The organism is Corallococcus sp. AB049A (assembly GCF_003668885.1).
In the GTDB taxonomy this organism is placed as follows: domain Bacteria; phylum Myxococcota; class Myxococcia; order Myxococcales; family Myxococcaceae; genus Corallococcus; species Corallococcus interemptor.
Genome location: NZ_RAWL01000044.1, coordinates 1 through 16059, shown reverse-complemented (window position 1 = coordinate 16059; position 16059 = coordinate 1). Strand labels below are relative to the sequence as shown.

Below are 16059 nucleotides of genomic sequence, written 5' to 3'. Positions count from 1 at the left end.
GCGTACGGCATGCCAGGCCGGCGGCGAAGGATCCCCGGGTCGCGCGTTGAGAAGGTGGGGGGCAATGACTCATCATGAATTCCATTTCCTCGCACCCGCGGCTGGACATCGCCACGCTTTTTGAAGCGCACGCACGAGAGACACCGGAGGCCGTGGCGCTCCATTTCGATGGAGGCGTGTGGACCTATGACACGCTCAACCGGCGCGCGAATGGGCTGGCGCGGCGGCTTCAAGCGTTGGGTGTGGGGCCGGACCAGCCCGTGGGCGTGCTCGCGGACCGCACACCGGAAACCGTGGTGGGATTGCTGGGCATCCTGAAGGCCGGAGGCGCCTATCTCCCGCTGGATGTAGGGCATCCTCCGGAGCGGCTGGCCGCGATGATGGAGGACTCCGGGATGCGGGTCCTCGTCGCACGCAGTGAGGCGCTGCACGGGCTGCGCTTCACGGGACACGTCGTCGAGCCTCCCGCTCCGGAGGAACAGGATGCCGTGAACGTGAGGGGCGGGGCGGGCCCGGACTCGCTGGCCTACGTGCTCTACACGTCGGGCTCCACGGGGAGGCCCAAGGGCGTGTGCATCCCGCACCGGGGCGTGGCGCGGCTGGTGCTGGATGCGGGCTTCATGGGCTTCAAGCGCGAGGACCGCGTCCTCCAGGCCGCGTCGTATGCGTTCGATGCCTCGACGCTGGAGGTCTGGGGAGCGCTGCTCAACGGCGCGACGCTGTGTCTGGTTTCACGGGACACGCTGCTGTCGCCTCCGCTCTTCGCGGAAAAGCTCCGGCGGGATGGCATCTCCGCCGCGGTGCTGAGCACGTCGCTGTTCCATCAGCTGGCGGCCGCCATCCCGGACGCGTTCGGGGGGCTCCGCGTCCTCATGGTGGGCGGTGACGTGCTGGACCCCAGGTGGGCGGCCCGGGTCATGGCCCGGGGCAAGCCCCAGCGGCTGCTCAACAGCTACGGCCCCACGGAGTGCACGACCTCCGCGACGGCGTATGAGCTCCGCACGCCTCCGGAGCCGGGCGGGTCCATTCCCATCGGGAAGCCGCTCGCGGGGCTCCAGCTGCATGTCCTGGATGACGATGGAAAGCCGCTGCCCGTGGGCGAAGCGGGGGAGCTGTACCTGGGCGGAGAAGGGCTCGCGCGGGGCTACCTGAACCGGCCCGTGCTCACCGGCGAGCGGTTCCTCCCGGATCCATTCAGCGGCGAGCCCGGCGCGCGGATGTACCGGACGGGAGACCGGGCGCGGTGGCTGACGGACGGCAACCTGGAGTTCCTGGGGCGCGTGGACCACCAGGTGAAGATTCGCGGCGCGCGCGTCGAGCTTGGGGAGATCGAGAGCGTCCTGCGCACCCATCCCCGGGTCGCGGACGCCGTGGTCCTCGTGCATGAGGTGGCGCCGGGAGACAAGCGGCTCGTCGCGTATGTCTCCCCGCGAGGGGACACCGCGCTGGAGGACGCGGAGCTGCGCGCGCATCTTGGGGCGAAGCTGCCGGACTTCATGCGTCCCCACGCGGTCATGGTGCTGGAGCACATGCCGCTCAATTCCAGTGGCAAGGTGGATCGCCTGAAGCTGCCGGTGCCGCGCTTCGGCGGCGGGGACGGGGAGGGGCCACGGACTCCGATGGAGCAGGCCCTCGCGCGCGTCTGGTCGGAGGTCCTGGGGACGCGGCAGGTGGGAATGCAGGACCGTTTCCTGGAGTCCGGCGGGGACTCGCTGCTCGCGATTCGTCTCATTGAACGGCTGGAGCAGGCGGTGTCGGTCCGGCTGCCCGTGCGGACGCTCTTCGACAGCCCGAACCTCGCGGAGCTGGCGCGGTGGGTGGAAGCCGCGCGGGAGACAGGGCGAAGCGTCGTCCTGCCTCCCATCGTTCCGGTGGACCGCACGCGGCCCCTGCCGCTGTCCGACGCCCAGCGGCAGCTGTGGCTCCTGGCGCGGATGGCGCCTCGAAGCGCCGTCTACAACGAGCCCTTCACGCTGACCCTGCCCGGCGACCTCAATGCCGACGCGCTGGAGCGCGCGTTCCGTTCGCTCATCGCCCGGCATGAGGTGCTGCGGACGACCTTCGGCGCCACGCCGGAGGGGCCCTTCCAGCGGGTGGAGCCGGACATGCCGTTCCACCTGCGGCGCGTGGACCTGCGCACCCTCCCCGAAAGCCTGCGGAGCGCGAAGGCGTTGCAGCTGGCCACCCACGAGGCGCGCGAACCCTTCGACCTGGAGCACGGGCCGCTTCTACGGGCGACGTGGGTGCGATTGAGCGCGGCGGAGAGCCGGCTCGCGCTGGTGATGCACCACCTCATCGTGGATGGCTTCACGATGGCGGCGTTCCTCCAGGAGTTGCACCGGTTCTACCTGTCCGATGCGCTGCCGCCCCTGCCGCTCCAGTACGGCGACGCCGCCGTCTGGCAGCAGGCGCCCCACTACCAGGAGGCCATCGCATCCCAGCTCGACTGGTGGAAGCAGACGCTCAAGGGGGCTCCGCGGCTGGAGTTGCCCACGCAGCATCCCCGTCCTCCCGTCCCGAGCTTCCGAGGCGCGAAGCACGTCGTGCGGATCCCCGGCGACCTCCTGGCGTCGGTGAAGGCGTTGGGGCGCGGTGAGGACGCTTCGCTCTTCATGACGATGCTGTCGGTGTTCGGCGCGTTGCTGCACCGCTACTCCGGCGCGGATGACTTCGTCATGGGAGGCGCCTTCTCCGGACGGAGCCGCGAGGAGTCGCGGAACATCTCCGGACACTTCGTGAACCTGCTGCCGCTGCGGCTGCGCCTCTCCGAAGGGCTGACCGTCCGGGGACTGGTGGCGCACGTCCGCCACGTCTGCCTGGAGGCGCTGGAGCACCAGGACGCGCCGCTCCTGCGCATCGTGGAGGCGGTGAACCCGGCGCGCATCCCCGGCGCCAACCCGCTGTTCCAGGTGTCCTGCACGCTGGAGCCGCGCATCGCGGTGCCGGAGTCGGATTGGCGCGTGGAGCCCCACGACGTCGACACCGGGACGTCAAAGCTGGACCTCTCCATCGAACTGGATGAGCGGCCCGACGGAATGTCCGTGCGGTGGGAGTACGCGCTGGACGTCTTCGAGCCCTGGATGATCCATCAGATGGCGCGGCACTTCGTGACGCTGCTGCGCGAGGCCGCGCGTGACCCGGAGCAGGAGGTCTCGGCGTTGCCGCTGCTCTCGGAGGAGGAGCGGACGCGCGTGCTCGCATGGGCCCACGGGCCCGTGGCGGACGTGCCGCTCGCGGACGGTCTGCACCCGCCGTTCGAGGCCCAGGTGGAGCGCACGCCGGATGCGCCGGCCCTCGTCTTCCAGGGCCGGGCCCTGAGCTACCGGGCGCTGAACACGGACGCGAACCGGCTGGCCCACCACCTCATGTCCCAGGGCATCGGTCCTGGGGACCGGGTGGGCGTGTGTCTCCAGCGTTCCTTCGATCTGATCATCGCCCTGCTGGCGACGCTGAAGACGGGTGCGGCCTACGTGCCGCTGGACCCCGGCTATCCCCGGGCGCGGCTGGAGTTCACGGCGCGGGACGCGGGGCTCAAGTGCATCCTCGCGCAGGAGGCGACACTCGCGCTCATGGACGGAGCGGGAGCTCCGGTGGTCGCGGTGGAGGAGGTGCGCGGTGAGCGGGAGGACAACCCTCGGGTCCGCGTCACCGGGGATGCGCTCGCGTACGTCATCTACACGTCCGGTTCGACGGGGCAGCCCAAGGGCGTGCGCATCGGGCACCGGAGCGCGGTGCACCTGGTCCAGACGGTGGCGTCGGAGTTCGGCTTCGCGCCGGGCCAGCGCGTGGCGCAGTGCGCGCGGTATGGCTTCGACTTCTCCGTCGCGGAGATCTTCCCCACGCTCTTCTCTGGCGCCACGCTGTACCTGATGGCGCCGGAGGCGGTGGCCGCGGGCGAAGAGCTGGCGGACTTCCTGGAGCGCCAGCGCATCCACACCGCGATGTTCACGCCGTCGGCGCTGGGCTCCATGGCGTGGCGGGCGCTTCCGGACCTGAAGACGCTCGCGATTGGCGGCGAGGAGCTGCCCGCGCAACTTGTGGACAAGTGGGCTCCGGGCCGCCGGTTCATCCAGGTCTACGGGCCCACCGAGGCCACGGTCTTCACGACGGCCGGGGAGTGCGTGGCGGGCCAGGGGCCGTACTCCATCGGGACACCGCTGCCGGGCTACGAGGTCTACCTGCTGGATGAAACCCTGACGCCCGTCCCCGTGGGCGTGCGCGGTGCGCTCTACATCGGGGGAACGGGCCTGGCGCACGGCTACCTGGGCCGTCCGGAGCTCGACGCGGAGCGCTTCATCCCGCACCCCTTCAGCGCGGAGCCGGGAGCGCGCCTCTACAAGAGCGGAGACGTCGCCAGCCACCGGCCGGACGGCGGCATCGAGTTCCACGGGCGCTCGGATCGTCAGCTCAAGCTGCGCGGCTTCCGCATCGAGCCGGGCGAAATCGAGGCCGTGCTGCGCAAGCACCCCGACGTCCGGGACGCCGTGGTCGAGCCCCGGCTCCTCGCGGGAGAGCGGCACCTGGTGGGCTATGTCATCGCCCGGGATGCCTCGGCGGCGTCACGGCTGCTGTCGCCCGCGTTCAAGGACGCGCTGGGGGAATCGCTTCCACCGCACATGGTCCCCCGGGAGTGGGTGTTGCTGGAGGCGTTCCCGCTGGGGCCCACGGGGAAGCTCGACCGCGACGCGCTGCCGCTGCCTTACTCCAGCGCCAAGACCCCCTCGGATGCTTCCACGGATCGCGAGATGGCACTGGAGAGCATCTGGTGCCGGATTCTCGGCGTGGAGCGCGTCGGCAGGCAGGAGGGCTTCTTCGACGCGGGTGGGAACTCGCTGCTGCTCACGCGGGTCCAGGCCGCGCTGGCTTCGGAGCTGGGCATCCGCGTGAACATGGCCACGCTGTTCCAGTTCCCGACGATTGAATCCCTCGCGCGGCACCTGGACTCCGGCGCGCGTCCGGAGCCAGTGACGCCCGCGCCGGTGCGAAGCCTCGCGCGCGCCTCGGAGCCCATCGCCATCATCGGCACGGCGGGACGGTTCCCGGGAGCGCCCGGCGTCGAAGCGCTGTGGACGCTGCTGGTGGAGGGCCGTGAGGGCCTGTCCCGGTTCAGCCGGGAGACGCTGCTCGCCGCGGGCGAGGACCCGGCGCTCCTGGAGGACCCTTCCTATGTGCGGGCCTCGGGGCTGCTGGAGGACGTGGAGTCCTTCGACGCCGCCTTCTTCGGCTACAGCCCCCTGGACGCGCGGTTGATGGATCCGCAGCTCCGCGTGTTCCTGGAGTGCGCGTGGGAGGCGCTTGAAGCGGCGGGCTACGACCCCAAGCGGCTGCCCGGCAAGGCAGGGCTGTTCGCGGGCTCGGGCGTGCCGCGCTACTGGTTGGAGCAGGTGCTGCCGCGCTTCCGCTCGCTGTCGGTGGCCTCGGATGCGTACCGGTCCATCCTGGGCAATCCGTGGCAGTTCCTCGCCACGGCGACGGCGTATCAGCTGGGCCTGCGCGGGCCCGCGCTCACGGTGCAGACCGCCTGCTCCACGTCCCTGGTGGCCGTGCACCTGGCGTGTCAGAGCCTGCGAGCGGGTGAAGCCGAGCTGGCGCTGGCGGGAGGCGTGTCCCTCTTCGCGTCCGGCCCCTCCGGCTACCTGCATGAGCCAGGAGGCATCACGTCCCCGGACGGACACTGCCGGCCGTTCGACGCGAAGGGGCAGGGGACGGTGCCCTCCAGCGGCGTGGGCATCGTGGTGCTCAAGCGCCTGGAGGACGCGCTGCGGGACGGGGACTCCATTCACGCCGTCATCCGGGGCTCGGCCATCAACAACGATGGCAACGCGAAGCCCGGCTTCACCTCACCGGGCGTGGAGGGCCAGCGAGACGTCATCACGCGAGCCCACGCCGACGCGGGCGTGGCTCCCCGAGACATCACCTACGTGGAGGCGCACGGCACGGCGACGCCGCTGGGCGACCCGCTGGAGGTCCAGGCGCTGCGGCTCGCGTTCGGAGCGCGTGAGGCCTCGGAGCCGGAGGTGGTCCTGGGCGCGCTCAAGAGCAACGTGGGGCACCTGGACTCGGCGGCGGGCGTGGCGGGGTTGATCAAGACGACGCTGGCGCTGGAGCACCGCTTCCTCCCGGGCACCGTGCACTTCGAGCAGCCCCATCCGGAAACGGGCCTGGAGCAGTCACCCTTCGTGGTGCGCCGGGAGGGACGGCCCTGGTCCGTGCCCGAAGGCTTCCCGCGCCTCGCGGGAGTCAGCGCGTTTGGCATTGGCGGGACGAACGCGCACGTCGTCCTGGAGGAGGCGCGTCGCGAGCCGGCGGTCCCGGTGGCTCCGTCGGCGGAGGTGCTGGTGCTGTCGGCGAGGAGCGGGGGAGCACTGCTCACGGCCTCACGGCGGCTCGCGGATCATCTGGAGAAACATCCCGGCCAGCCCCTGTCAGACGTCGCGTACACGTTGCAGGAAGGGCGGACGGCGTTCGGATACCGGCGCGCCATCGTCTGCGAGACCTCCACGGAAGCCATCGCGAAGCTCCGGCGGGACGGCGCCTCGCAGCCCGCTTCGTCCCCGCATCCTGAAGTGTGCTTCCTGTTCCCCGGGACGGGCACGCAGGAGGCAGGCATGGGCGCGGCGTGGTACCGGCGCGCTCCGGCGTACCGTGAAGCCTTCGACGCCTGCGCCGCGCTCTTCGGCCCGGAGTTGGAGCGGGAGCTTCGCGCCACGCTGCTCACCGAACATCCAGGGCCCCAGGCGGAGGAGGCGCTGCGGGTGCCCTCGCTGGGCATGGCCGCCATCTTCACGACGGAGTACGCGCTGGCACGGCTCCTGGGCACATGGGGCGTTCACCCGACGAGCCTCCTGGGGCACAGCCTGGGCGAATACGCCGCCGCGTGCCTCGCCGGTGTCCTGTCGCTGGAGCAGGCCGTGGCGCTGGTCGCGCTGCGCGGCCGGCTCTGCGATGCACTGCCTCCGTCCGGCATGCTGGCCGTGCCCCTGTCGGAGGGCGTGCTGACGCAGGAGTTGCCCCCGGGGCTGTCCCTGGCGGCCGTCAACGGGCCGGGCCAGTGCGTGGTGTCCGGCACGCTGGAGGCCCTGGAGGACTTCGCGGCGCGGCTGCAAGCGCGAGGCGTGAAGGCGAAGCGGTTGCCGAACGCGAGCGGCTTCCACTCCGCGCTCGTGGAGCCCGCGATGCAGTCGCTCACGGACCTGGCCAGGCCGATGCGCACGAAGCCTCCGGTGGTGCCCCTGGTCTCCAACGTCACGGGCACCTGGCTGAACGCCGACGACGCGCGCGACCCCACGTACTGGGCCCGCCACCTGCGGCACACGGTGCGGTTCTCCTCGGGGTTGGAGCTGATGCTGGAGGACCGCGAGCGGATCTTCGTGGAGGTGGGGCCGGGACGGACGCTCTCCACGTTGACGCTGCTGAACCCCCGGGTAGGCCGGGAGCGGATCGTGCTGCACACGTTGGGGCGTGATGAGCAGGCCCTGCTCCACGCCGTGGGACAGCTCTGGTCCTCGGGCCTGCCCGTGGACTGGGGCTCCGTGCGAGGAAGCAGCCCGCGCCGGCGCGTCGTGCTGCCGACGTACCCCTTCGAGCGCAAGCGGTACTCGCTGGCGGAGAATACGCCTCGGGTCCCTAAGCCCGAGGTCACGGAGGCGCCCCGGTCCCTCAGCCGTGAAGAGGTGCGGGCCTCCATGGAGGCCCTCTGGAAGGAGCTGCTCGGCGTGGACACGCTGACGCCGGACAGCCACTTCTTCGAACTGGGAGGCACGTCGCTCCTGGTCGTGCAGCTCAACCGCGAGCTCAAGACGCGGCTGTCGGTCACCCTGTCCCTGCACGCGGTGCTCGAGCACCCAACGCTGGGCGAGTGGGTGAAAGCGGTCCAGGACGAGTTGGAGCGGATGGGAAGGCCGCTCCTCAAGGCGGCTCCGCTCCGGATGGTGCTCCAGGAGGGACGGCGCGGACGAACGCCACTCTTCCTGGTGCAGCCCATTGGAGGCACCGTCTACACGTACCTGCCACTGGCGAAGCAGCTGGGCGCGGACACCCCGGTCCACGCGTTCCGGGCATCGGGCCTGGAGCCCGGCGAGGTCCTCTACCGCGACGTCCCGGCGATGGCGCGCGCGTACGTGGACGAGCTGCTGGCCTTCCAACCCCACGGCCCCTTCTGGCTGGGCGGCCATTCCTCGGGCGGCGTCATCGCCTACCAGATGGCGGCCGAGCTGCTGGAGCGGGGCCATGCAGTGGCGGGTGTGATCCAGATCGACACGGTGACGGTGGACGACTCACGCAGGCTGGGCATCCGGAGCGTGGGCGACGTGCTCCAGCTCATCGGCGCGTTCCAGGAGATCTCCCCTCGCGCGGCGGAGGGATTGCGGACGGCGATGGAGCATGACTCGCGGCTGCGAGACGTGGTGCTCGCCACCAATGAGGCCATCGCCGCCTACGTGCCGGGACGGCACGCGGTGCCGCTCGTGTACCTGCGGAGCACGGAGCGGGACGCGGTGTTGGACTCGCACGCGGAGGCCTGGTGGGAAGCGCTGACGGCCGCGTCGTTCCAGTTCCACGACGTGGCGGGCAACCACTTCACCGTCATGGAGGAGCCCCACGTGGCGGAGGTGGCGCGGATCATCCGGGAGCAGCTGAGCCCGGCGATGGAAGGGGAGCGCGATGCGGGCTGACTGGAAGACGGAACTCTCACAGCGCTTCACCGCGTTCGTGGACGCCTATGAACGCGGGAGCCTGGAGGCGCTGTCCGCGCTCTTCTGGCACGACGACGACATCGTGGTCGTGGGCACGCACTCCAATCTCCACTTCATCGGCTGGGCGCAGGTGGAGCGCTCCTTCCGCCTCCAGTTCGACAGCCTGCGCGACCTCCGCGTGACGCCGCGCTCGGAGCCGCTGTGGCACGGCGGCGCGCCGCCCTCCACCATGGCCTGCCTCACGGTGCCCGCGATGGACCTCACCCTGGTCTCGGGCGGCAGACCCGCCACCTTCGAGGGCATCCGCATGACCTGCGCCTTCGAACGCCGGGGCACCGAGTGGCGGATGGTGCAGATGCACTGGTCGCTCCCGCGCACGGAAGTCCTGGTGGACCACACGTCCCGCTGACTACCCCGGAGGCAGCGGCGAGCGTCGAGGCGTGCCCAGCAGCTCCAGCGTGCGCAGCGCCACGTCCGCCAGCGTGGACGTGCACGGCATGCAGCCTCCGCCACAGCAGGGAGGCCACTCGCCCTCTGGATCCCTCAGCAGCGGATACACGCAGCCCCGCAGGGACTGGGGCAGTCCCGCGTCGTCGCATGCCTGACGCAGCGCTGCCTGCACGGTGGCATCCTTCACGTCCATCGCTTCAGCGTCTTAACGCGAGACAGCCCATGCGCACCGCATCGTTCACCTGCCACGTCCTCGCGGTGTTCCTCTGTGCATGCGCGGGCCGTCCCCCAGCCCCACCCACGGACGACCCCACGGTGCGCCTCATGGACACCTTGCGTGCGCACGCACGGACGCATGCCCCGGTGTGCTCGCCCAGCGCGGCGTTGCTCCAGCCCGGAGGCGGTATCGACCTGGAGCGCCTCCAAGCCGCGGGCCACCCGGTCATCGTCTGGACCGTGAACGACCTGCCCACGATGCAGGCCCTGCTCCGGCGCGGCGTGAACGGCATCATCAGTGACCGGCCGGATCTCCTCGCCCGGGCGGTGCGTGACTTCGACGCCAATGGCGACGGCACTCCAGGAGACCTGCTGGACGCGGACGGGCTCATCGACCCGAAGCGCTTCGATGCGCAGGGCCACCGGGGCGCGCGGAACCTGCGGCCGGAGAACACGCTGCCCGCGTTCGAGGCCGCGCTGGACCACCACATGACCACGCTGGAGCTGGACACCGTCCTCACCGCCGACGGCGTCCCCGTGCTCTCCCACGACCCGGACCTGTCCCCCACGAAGTGCCGCCACGCGGATGGGAGCCCGCTCTCCGCGCCCATCCCCATCGCGACGCTCACCGTCGCCAGGCTCCAAGCCACCTTCGTCTGCGACCGGCTCCTCGCGGACCGTCCGGAGCAGACGAACGACCGCGCCCTCTCTCCTGAAGCCGTCGCGTTCGCCGCCCGCACGGGACTCCCGGACCCGTACACCGTGCCCACCCTGGGCCAGGTGTTCGCCTTCGCCGCAGCCCAGACGGACGCCGCCCATGCCGCCCGCGATCCGCTCCGCGCCCGGAACGCCCGCCGTGTCCGCTTCAACGTTGAACTCAAACAGACGTCCGTGAAGACAGACGTCGCTCCCGCGCACCTCGCCGCAGTCGCCCGGGATATCAATGACGCGGGGCTCGCCACGAGAGCGGACGTGCAGTCCTTCGACCTGCGCGCCGTACGCTCCGTGCAGGAAAATCATCCCGGATTGCGTCCTGTTCTCCTCCTCCAGACGCGCCCCACCGCCGCCGGCGGGAAGGCGGCCGAGTAGCTGGACGGTCCATCCACCGGTCGTGAAATCAAGGATTTAGTCAGGTGACGAAATCATCTTGCGCTAAATCGTTAGGGGCCTTACTAGACGTCTCGCCTTGGCCACTCCCCGTCCCAAGAACGCCACGCCGATGAAGCTCGTGCCCCGGTACGAGCGGCTGAAGCAGTTGGCCAAACGGTTTCCCGCGCTCGACCCGAGCGCCATCGAGACCTGCCTGACGATGCTCCGTCTCTCCAATGAGCTGACCGGTGCCTATGAAGCGCACTTCGCGCGGCATGGTGTGTCCCACGGCCGGTTCGTGGTGCTCGTGCAGCTGTTCGCGGCGGAGGACGCGGGGGAGACGCTGCGTCCCGCGGACCTCGCGGAGCTGGCGAGCTGCAGCCGCGCGACCATCACCGGCCTCCTGGACACGCTGGAGAAGGACGGCTTCATCTCCCGCACGGACCACCCCGAGGACCGGCGCATGTACTCCGTGCACCTCACGTCCAAGGGCCGCGAGTTCATCCTGGGCATGATGCCCGACCACTACCGCCGCATCGCCGCGCTCATGGCTCCCTTGAGCCTGGAAGAGCGGGACACCCTTCGCGACCTGCTCGCCAAGGTGTCCTCCGGCATCCCCGCCCTGCGGGACCCCTGAATCCGCCCCACACCCCATCTTCAACGCTGTCCCGAGCAACAACCATGACGACCCGTACCGCCTCGAATCTGGAAGCCGCTCCCTCCCCCGAAGCCCCCGCCGCGAAGCCCGCGAAGCGCTCCCGCGCGAAGCAGGTGCTGCCCATCCTCGTGGGCGTGGCGGTGCTGGGCGGAGGCGCGCGCTACCTGCTCACCCACGGCCACGAGTCCACCGACGACGCCCAGGTCGAAGGCCGCATCGCCAACGTGTCGCCGCGCGTGGCCGGGCAGGTGGCCCGCGTGCTGGTGAGGGACAACCAGGTCGTGAAGGCCGGTGACGTGGTGGTGGAGCTGGACCACGCGGACCTGGACGCGCGCCTGGAGGTCGCTCGCGCGGACGTGATGAGCGCGGAGGCCCAGCTGTCCAACGCCCAGGCCCAGCTCACCCTCACGGAGGCCAACGCGGGCGCCAACCTGCGCCAGGCCCGCGCCGGCATCACCCAGGCCTCCAGCGGCATCAGCTCCTCCAAGGCCGCGCTGGACCAGGCCCGCGCGGACGTGACCGCGTCCGAGGCGCGCTTCAAGCTGGCGGAGACGGACCTGGGCCGCATCAAGCAGCTGCGCGAGCAGGGCGCCGTCGCCCAGGCGGACCTGGACGCCCGCCAGGCTTCGTATGATCAGGCCAGGGCCGCGTTGGATCAGTCCCGCGCCCGCCTGGCCTCCACCGAGGCCGGCATCCAGAGCTCCTCCGGTGGCCTGGAGGCCGCGCAGGGCAAGCTGACCGCCGCGCAGACGGCGCCCGTGCAGGTGCAGGCCGCGCAGGCCGCGCTGAAGCTCGCCGAGGCCCGCCTGAAGCAGGCGCACGGCGCGCTGACGCTCGCGGAGCTGGCCGTGTCCTACGCGCAGGTGCGCGCCCCGGTGGACGGCGTGGTCAGCCGCCGCACGGTGGAGGTGGGGCAGATGGTGGGCCCGGAGCGCCCGCTGATGGCCATCGTTCCGCAGAACGACATCTGGGTCGTCGCCAACTTCAAGGAGGACCAGGTCGGTGAGATGCGCCCGGGCCAGCCGGTGGAGGTGGAGGTGGACGCCTTCGGCAGCCACGCGTTCAAGGGCCACGTGGACAGCCTCGCGGGCGCCAGCGGCGCGCGCTTCGCCCTGCTGCCGCCGGACAACGCGTCCGGCAACTTCGTGAAGGTCGTGCAGCGCATCCCCGTGCTCATCCGCTTCGACGGCGACCGCAAGGACCTGCCCATCAAGCCGGGCATGAGCGTCTACGTCACCGTGGACACGGGCGCGAAGCCGGAGCCCCAGCAGTCGGCGGCGGCGGATACGCGGAAGGCGGAGTAACCCACCGTGGACGCACGCAGAGACGTCATCCAGGGTTCCAAGGCGGGCATCACCATCGCGGCCATGGCCGCGGCGCTGATGTCCGTGCTGGACATCTCCATCGTCAACGTGGCCCTGAGCGACATCCGCGCGAGCTTCGGCACGCCGTTGGATCAGATCGCCTGGGTGTCCACCGGTTACATGATGGCCAACGTGGTGGTCATCCCGATGACGGGCTGGCTCCAGCGCCGCTTTGGCTACCGGAAGTACTTCACCTTCTCCATCCTCCTGTTCACGGTGGCCAGCGTGCTGTGCGGCCTGTCGTGGAACCTGCCCTCGCTGGTGGCCTTCCGCATCCTCCAGGGCATGGGCGGCGGCGCCATCATCCCCACGTCCCAGGCCATCCTCTTCGCCCGCTACCCGCGCGAGGAGCACGGCATGGCGGGCGCCCTCTTCGGCCTGGGCGCCGTGACGGGCCCGCTGCTGGGGCCCACCGTGGGCGGCCTGCTCATTGAAGCGGCCAGCTGGCACTGGATCTTCCTCATCAACGTGCCGGTGGGCCTCTTCGCCGCGTACATGGCGTGGCGCTCCATCGAACAGCCCCACTTCGAGGCGTCCACGGAGAAGGTGGACAGGAACGGCATCGCGCTGCTGGCCGTGGGCATGGCCTGCCTCCAGTACGTGCTGGAGGAGGGCAACCGCGAGGACTGGTTCGACAGCCGGCTCATCACGCTGCTGGCGGTCGTCGCGGGCATCGCGCTCATCACCTTCGTGGTGCACGAGCTGGAGACGCCCAGTCCCGTGGTGGACCTGAGGGTGTTCGGCAACCGCAGCTACTCCGCGGCCACGGGGGTGAACTTCCTCGTGGGCACGGCGCTGTTCTCCGGCTCGTTCCTCTTCAGCCTCTTCTGCGGCTCGGTGATGCGCTACGAGGCGCTGGACATCGGGCTCATCTTCCTCAAGGGCAGCGCCATCCAGGTGCTGCTGATGCCGCTCATCGGCAAGTTCGGCGGCAAGGTGGATGGGCGCTTCCTCATCGCCTTCGGCGTGCTGGGCGTGAGCCTGTCCCTGTGGACCAACGGCCACCTGAGCACGCGCGTGGATGAAATCACCCTCATCACGCCGGTGTTCATCCGCGCCTGTTCGCTGGGCTTCATCTTCGTGCCGCTGTCGGTGATGGCGCTCAGCAACCTGCGCCCGGAGCAGCGAGGCAACGCGGCGGGCCTCTTCAACCTCACCCGCGAACTGGGCGGCTCCATTGGCACGGCGTGGATGAGCAGCGCGCTCAGCCGCTCCACCCAGGCGAACGTCACGGCCATCACCTCGCACGTGGACGTCTACGGGCAGGTGGCCCAGGAGCAGGTGGCCTCGATGACGGGTGCCATGGCGGCCAGGGGCGTGCTCAACCCCACGGGCGCCGCCTACGGCCTCTTGAGTCAGCGCATCAGCGCGCAGGCGCTGGTGCGGGCCTTCAACGCGAACTTCCTCATCCTCGCGGCGCTGTTCGTCTGCGCCCTCGTGCTGGTGGCCATGCTCCAGAAGGCGGACCCCAAGGTGAAGGTGGAAGGCGCGCACTGAAGCATCGCGACTGCTGAAACGACAAAGCGCGGGTCCCCGGTGTGCTGGGGGCCCGCGCTTCTTCGTTCCAGGCGCTGACTACCGGCGCCACTTCTGCGCGGCGGTGCCGTTGCACTCCCACAGCTGCAGCGGGGTGCCGCTGGCGGAGTTGCCGCCCGTCACGTCCACGCACTTGTTGGCCTGGGGGTTCACCAGGTCACCCGCGCCGGAGAGGATGAACTGCTGCGCCGGGTTGCCGTTGCAGCTCACCAGCTGGATGGCCGTGCCGTTGGCGCTGGAGCCCCAGGCCACGTCCATGCACTTGCCGAACGCGCGCACCGTGCCGTCCGACATGAAGGTCCACTTCTGCGCGTTGGTGCCGTTGCAGTCCCACAGCTGCAGGCGCGTGCCGTCGGCCGTGTTGGAGTTCGGCACGTCGATGCACTTGTTCGCCAGCCCGATGATGGGGCCGCCCGTGCCGCCGCTGCCCGTCGTGGTCAGCTGCAGGCCGTAGGCGTTCAGGATGGGGAGGAGCGGCTGGAACACGGTGTTGCCGCCGGAGGTGCAGTTGCCGCCCGCGCCGGACGTCACGCCCTGCGCCTGGTTGCCGGACAGCCACGAGCCACCGGAGTCACCGCCCTCCGCGCACGCGCTGGAGGCCGTGAGGCCGTACACCGCGCCCGCCGAGTAGTTCACCGTGACGTTCTTCCCGGTGATGACGCCGCAGCGCCAGCCGGTGGTGGAGCCCGAGCGACAGACGGACGCGTTGACGCCCGCCTCCTGCGAGCCCTGCACCAGCACGTTGCCGCCCGCGTAGTTGTTCACCCACGGCTGCGACACCCACGAGCTGTTGGTGCGCACCCAGGCGAAGTCGTTGCCGGGCCAGCTGGCCGCCACCACTGTGCCCTGCGCCACGCCGTTGACGCCGCTGGTGGTCGTGCCCGCGCCGCCGCAGTGGCCCGCCGTCACGAAGCCACCCGACACCGGGAGCCCGATGGAGCAGCGCGAGCCGCCCGGGTAGTACGCGTCACCGCCGCGCAGGTCGTACACCGGCTGGAACTCCTCGCGCGACGGCACCGTGCGTACCGCCGGGTGCTTCACGCCCGCCTTCGCGACGAAGTCCGTGCCGCCCGTCAGCGCGGAGTCCTGCGCCAGCACCACCACGCTGTTGGTCATCACGTCCACGTACCAGGCATGCACCGCGCGGCCCGCCAGCCGGCTGCCCTGGTCCAGCTGGGCCTTCACCGCGTCCAGCTCCGCCTGCGTGTACTTCACCTTCTGGGGCACCGCCCCCGCGCGCCGGACCGCGTCCGCGTCCGCGTCCGTCGTGACGCCCACCACCAGCTGGCTGCCATCCGCGCTCATCCACGCGCCGCCAAAGCGGGAGCCCAGCGCCGCGCGCAGATTCCCCTCCACGCGCACCGCCGCCGCCTCCGACGCCAGCCGCTGCTTCGCGCCGTCCGCCGTCAGGCCCAGGTCCCGCTGCATCGCGGAGAGCAGCTCGGGCGACACGTCGTGCGCCAGCGCCGCTTCCGCCGCGGACGGGGCCGCCATCGCCATCGAGGGAATGACGCTCAGCGTGGCGCCGGCGAACAGCGCCGTCGCGGTGGAGAACAGACCGGAGGTGCGCTTCATCGGGTCCTGCCTTTCGTGCTGCGGGGAGGCCCGGAGCGAAACCCGACTGAGCCAAGAAGGTCAATTAATTCAAGAATTGCTTAAATTCTCCGACATTTTTGTGTAGTCGAAGAAAGTCCCAGGAAACAAGAAGGCCCGGTGCGTCACGAGACGCACCGGGCCTGGGAACTTGCTTCGGTGACGGGCGGAAGTCAGCGCTTCGCGCGCGGGGCCAGCGCGCGGGCGGGGGCCCGGCGGCGGCGCAGCGCGACAGCACCCAGCATCAGCAGGGCACCGGCGAAGGGCAGGGTGCCGGACGCACCGGACGCGCTGCAGCCCCCGGCCATGGACTCGGAGGAGTCGGGCAGGCCGTTGGGGTTGTTGGACACCGGCGTGGAGGTGCCCGGCGTCTGGCCGCCCACGGTGGGCAGCGGGGAGGTGGGCAGCTGCGGCGTGCTCGGCGCCGGGGTCCCGGTCGTCGGGGTCTCCACCGTGGGGT

General features: G+C 70.7%; 9 protein-coding genes. 6 read left to right on the top strand and 3 right to left on the bottom strand.

Features of this window, described 5'->3' with window-relative positions:
* The first annotated feature begins 74 nt into the window (after nucleotides 1-74).
* Entirely contained in the window at nucleotides 75-8672 is an 8598-nt protein-coding gene (locus tag D7X55_RS07365; protein WP_121722637.1) for a non-ribosomal peptide synthetase/type I polyketide synthase, read from the top strand.
* Nucleotides 8662-9102 (top strand): nuclear transport factor 2 family protein, encoded by a 441-nt coding sequence (locus tag D7X55_RS07360; RefSeq protein WP_121722636.1) that lies wholly within the window; start codon nucleotides 8662-8664, stop codon nucleotides 9100-9102. The genes D7X55_RS07365 and D7X55_RS07360 overlap by 11 nt, the downstream gene beginning before the upstream one ends.
* Here the strand turns inward: D7X55_RS07360 and D7X55_RS07355 are convergent, their stop codons facing one another.
* Nucleotides 9103-9336, bottom strand: a complete 234-nt coding sequence (locus tag D7X55_RS07355; RefSeq protein ID WP_120546560.1) for a hypothetical protein — start codon at nucleotides 9334-9336, stop codon at nucleotides 9103-9105. It lies immediately after the preceding gene.
* A gap of 29 nt (nucleotides 9337-9365) precedes the next feature.
* Here D7X55_RS07355 and D7X55_RS07350 point away from each other — a divergent pair, with 29 nt between their 5' ends.
* From D7X55_RS07350 to D7X55_RS07335, 4 genes are all read left to right on the top strand, one after another.
* Nucleotides 9366-10448, top strand: coding sequence for a glycerophosphodiester phosphodiesterase family protein (locus D7X55_RS07350; RefSeq protein WP_158626331.1), 1083 nt, complete (start codon nucleotides 9366-9368; stop codon nucleotides 10446-10448).
* Between the two features lie 130 nt (nucleotides 10449-10578).
* Complete coding sequence (locus tag D7X55_RS07345; protein WP_120546542.1) at nucleotides 10579-11085, top strand: MarR family winged helix-turn-helix transcriptional regulator; 507 nt, start codon at nucleotides 10579-10581, stop codon at nucleotides 11083-11085.
* A 44-nt stretch (nucleotides 11086-11129) separates the two neighbouring features.
* Nucleotides 11130-12410: an HlyD family secretion protein gene (locus D7X55_RS07340; RefSeq protein ID WP_120546541.1), complete on the top strand. Its 1281-nt coding sequence runs from the start codon at nucleotides 11130-11132 to the stop codon at nucleotides 12408-12410.
* Between the two features lie 6 nt (nucleotides 12411-12416).
* On the top strand, nucleotides 12417-13967 hold the full coding sequence (locus tag D7X55_RS07335) for a DHA2 family efflux MFS transporter permease subunit (protein WP_233609662.1): 1551 nt from the start codon (nucleotides 12417-12419) through the stop codon (nucleotides 13965-13967).
* A 78-nt stretch (nucleotides 13968-14045) separates the two neighbouring features.
* On the opposite strand, the gene D7X55_RS07330 is transcribed toward D7X55_RS07335, so the two are convergent.
* Nucleotides 14046-15581, bottom strand: a complete 1536-nt coding sequence (locus D7X55_RS07330; protein WP_121722634.1) for a S1 family peptidase — start codon at nucleotides 15579-15581, stop codon at nucleotides 14046-14048.
* 191 nt (nucleotides 15582-15772) lie between these two features.
* A partial coding sequence (locus D7X55_RS07325; RefSeq protein ID WP_233609661.1) for an MYXO-CTERM sorting domain-containing protein occupies nucleotides 15773-16059 on the bottom strand: 287 nt, incomplete at its 5' end.

Bases quoted from the DNA above. Each gene is read 5' to 3' on its own strand.
- D7X55_RS07365 (WP_121722637.1), top strand. From the start codon at position 75: ATGAATTCCATTTCCTCGCACCCGCGGCTGGACATCGCCACGCTTTTT.
- D7X55_RS07360 (WP_121722636.1), top strand. From the start codon at position 8,662: ATGCGGGCTGACTGGAAGACGGAACTCTCACAGCGCTTCACCGCGTTC.
- D7X55_RS07355 (WP_120546560.1), bottom strand. From the start codon at position 9,336: ATGGACGTGAAGGATGCCACCGTGCAGGCAGCGCTGCGTCAGGCATGC.
- D7X55_RS07350 (WP_158626331.1), top strand. From the start codon at position 9,366: ATGCGCACCGCATCGTTCACCTGCCACGTCCTCGCGGTGTTCCTCTGT.
- D7X55_RS07345 (WP_120546542.1), top strand. From the start codon at position 10,579: ATGAAGCTCGTGCCCCGGTACGAGCGGCTGAAGCAGTTGGCCAAACGG.
- D7X55_RS07340 (WP_120546541.1), top strand. From the start codon at position 11,130: ATGACGACCCGTACCGCCTCGAATCTGGAAGCCGCTCCCTCCCCCGAA.
- D7X55_RS07330 (WP_121722634.1), bottom strand. From the start codon at position 15,581: ATGAAGCGCACCTCCGGTCTGTTCTCCACCGCGACGGCGCTGTTCGCC.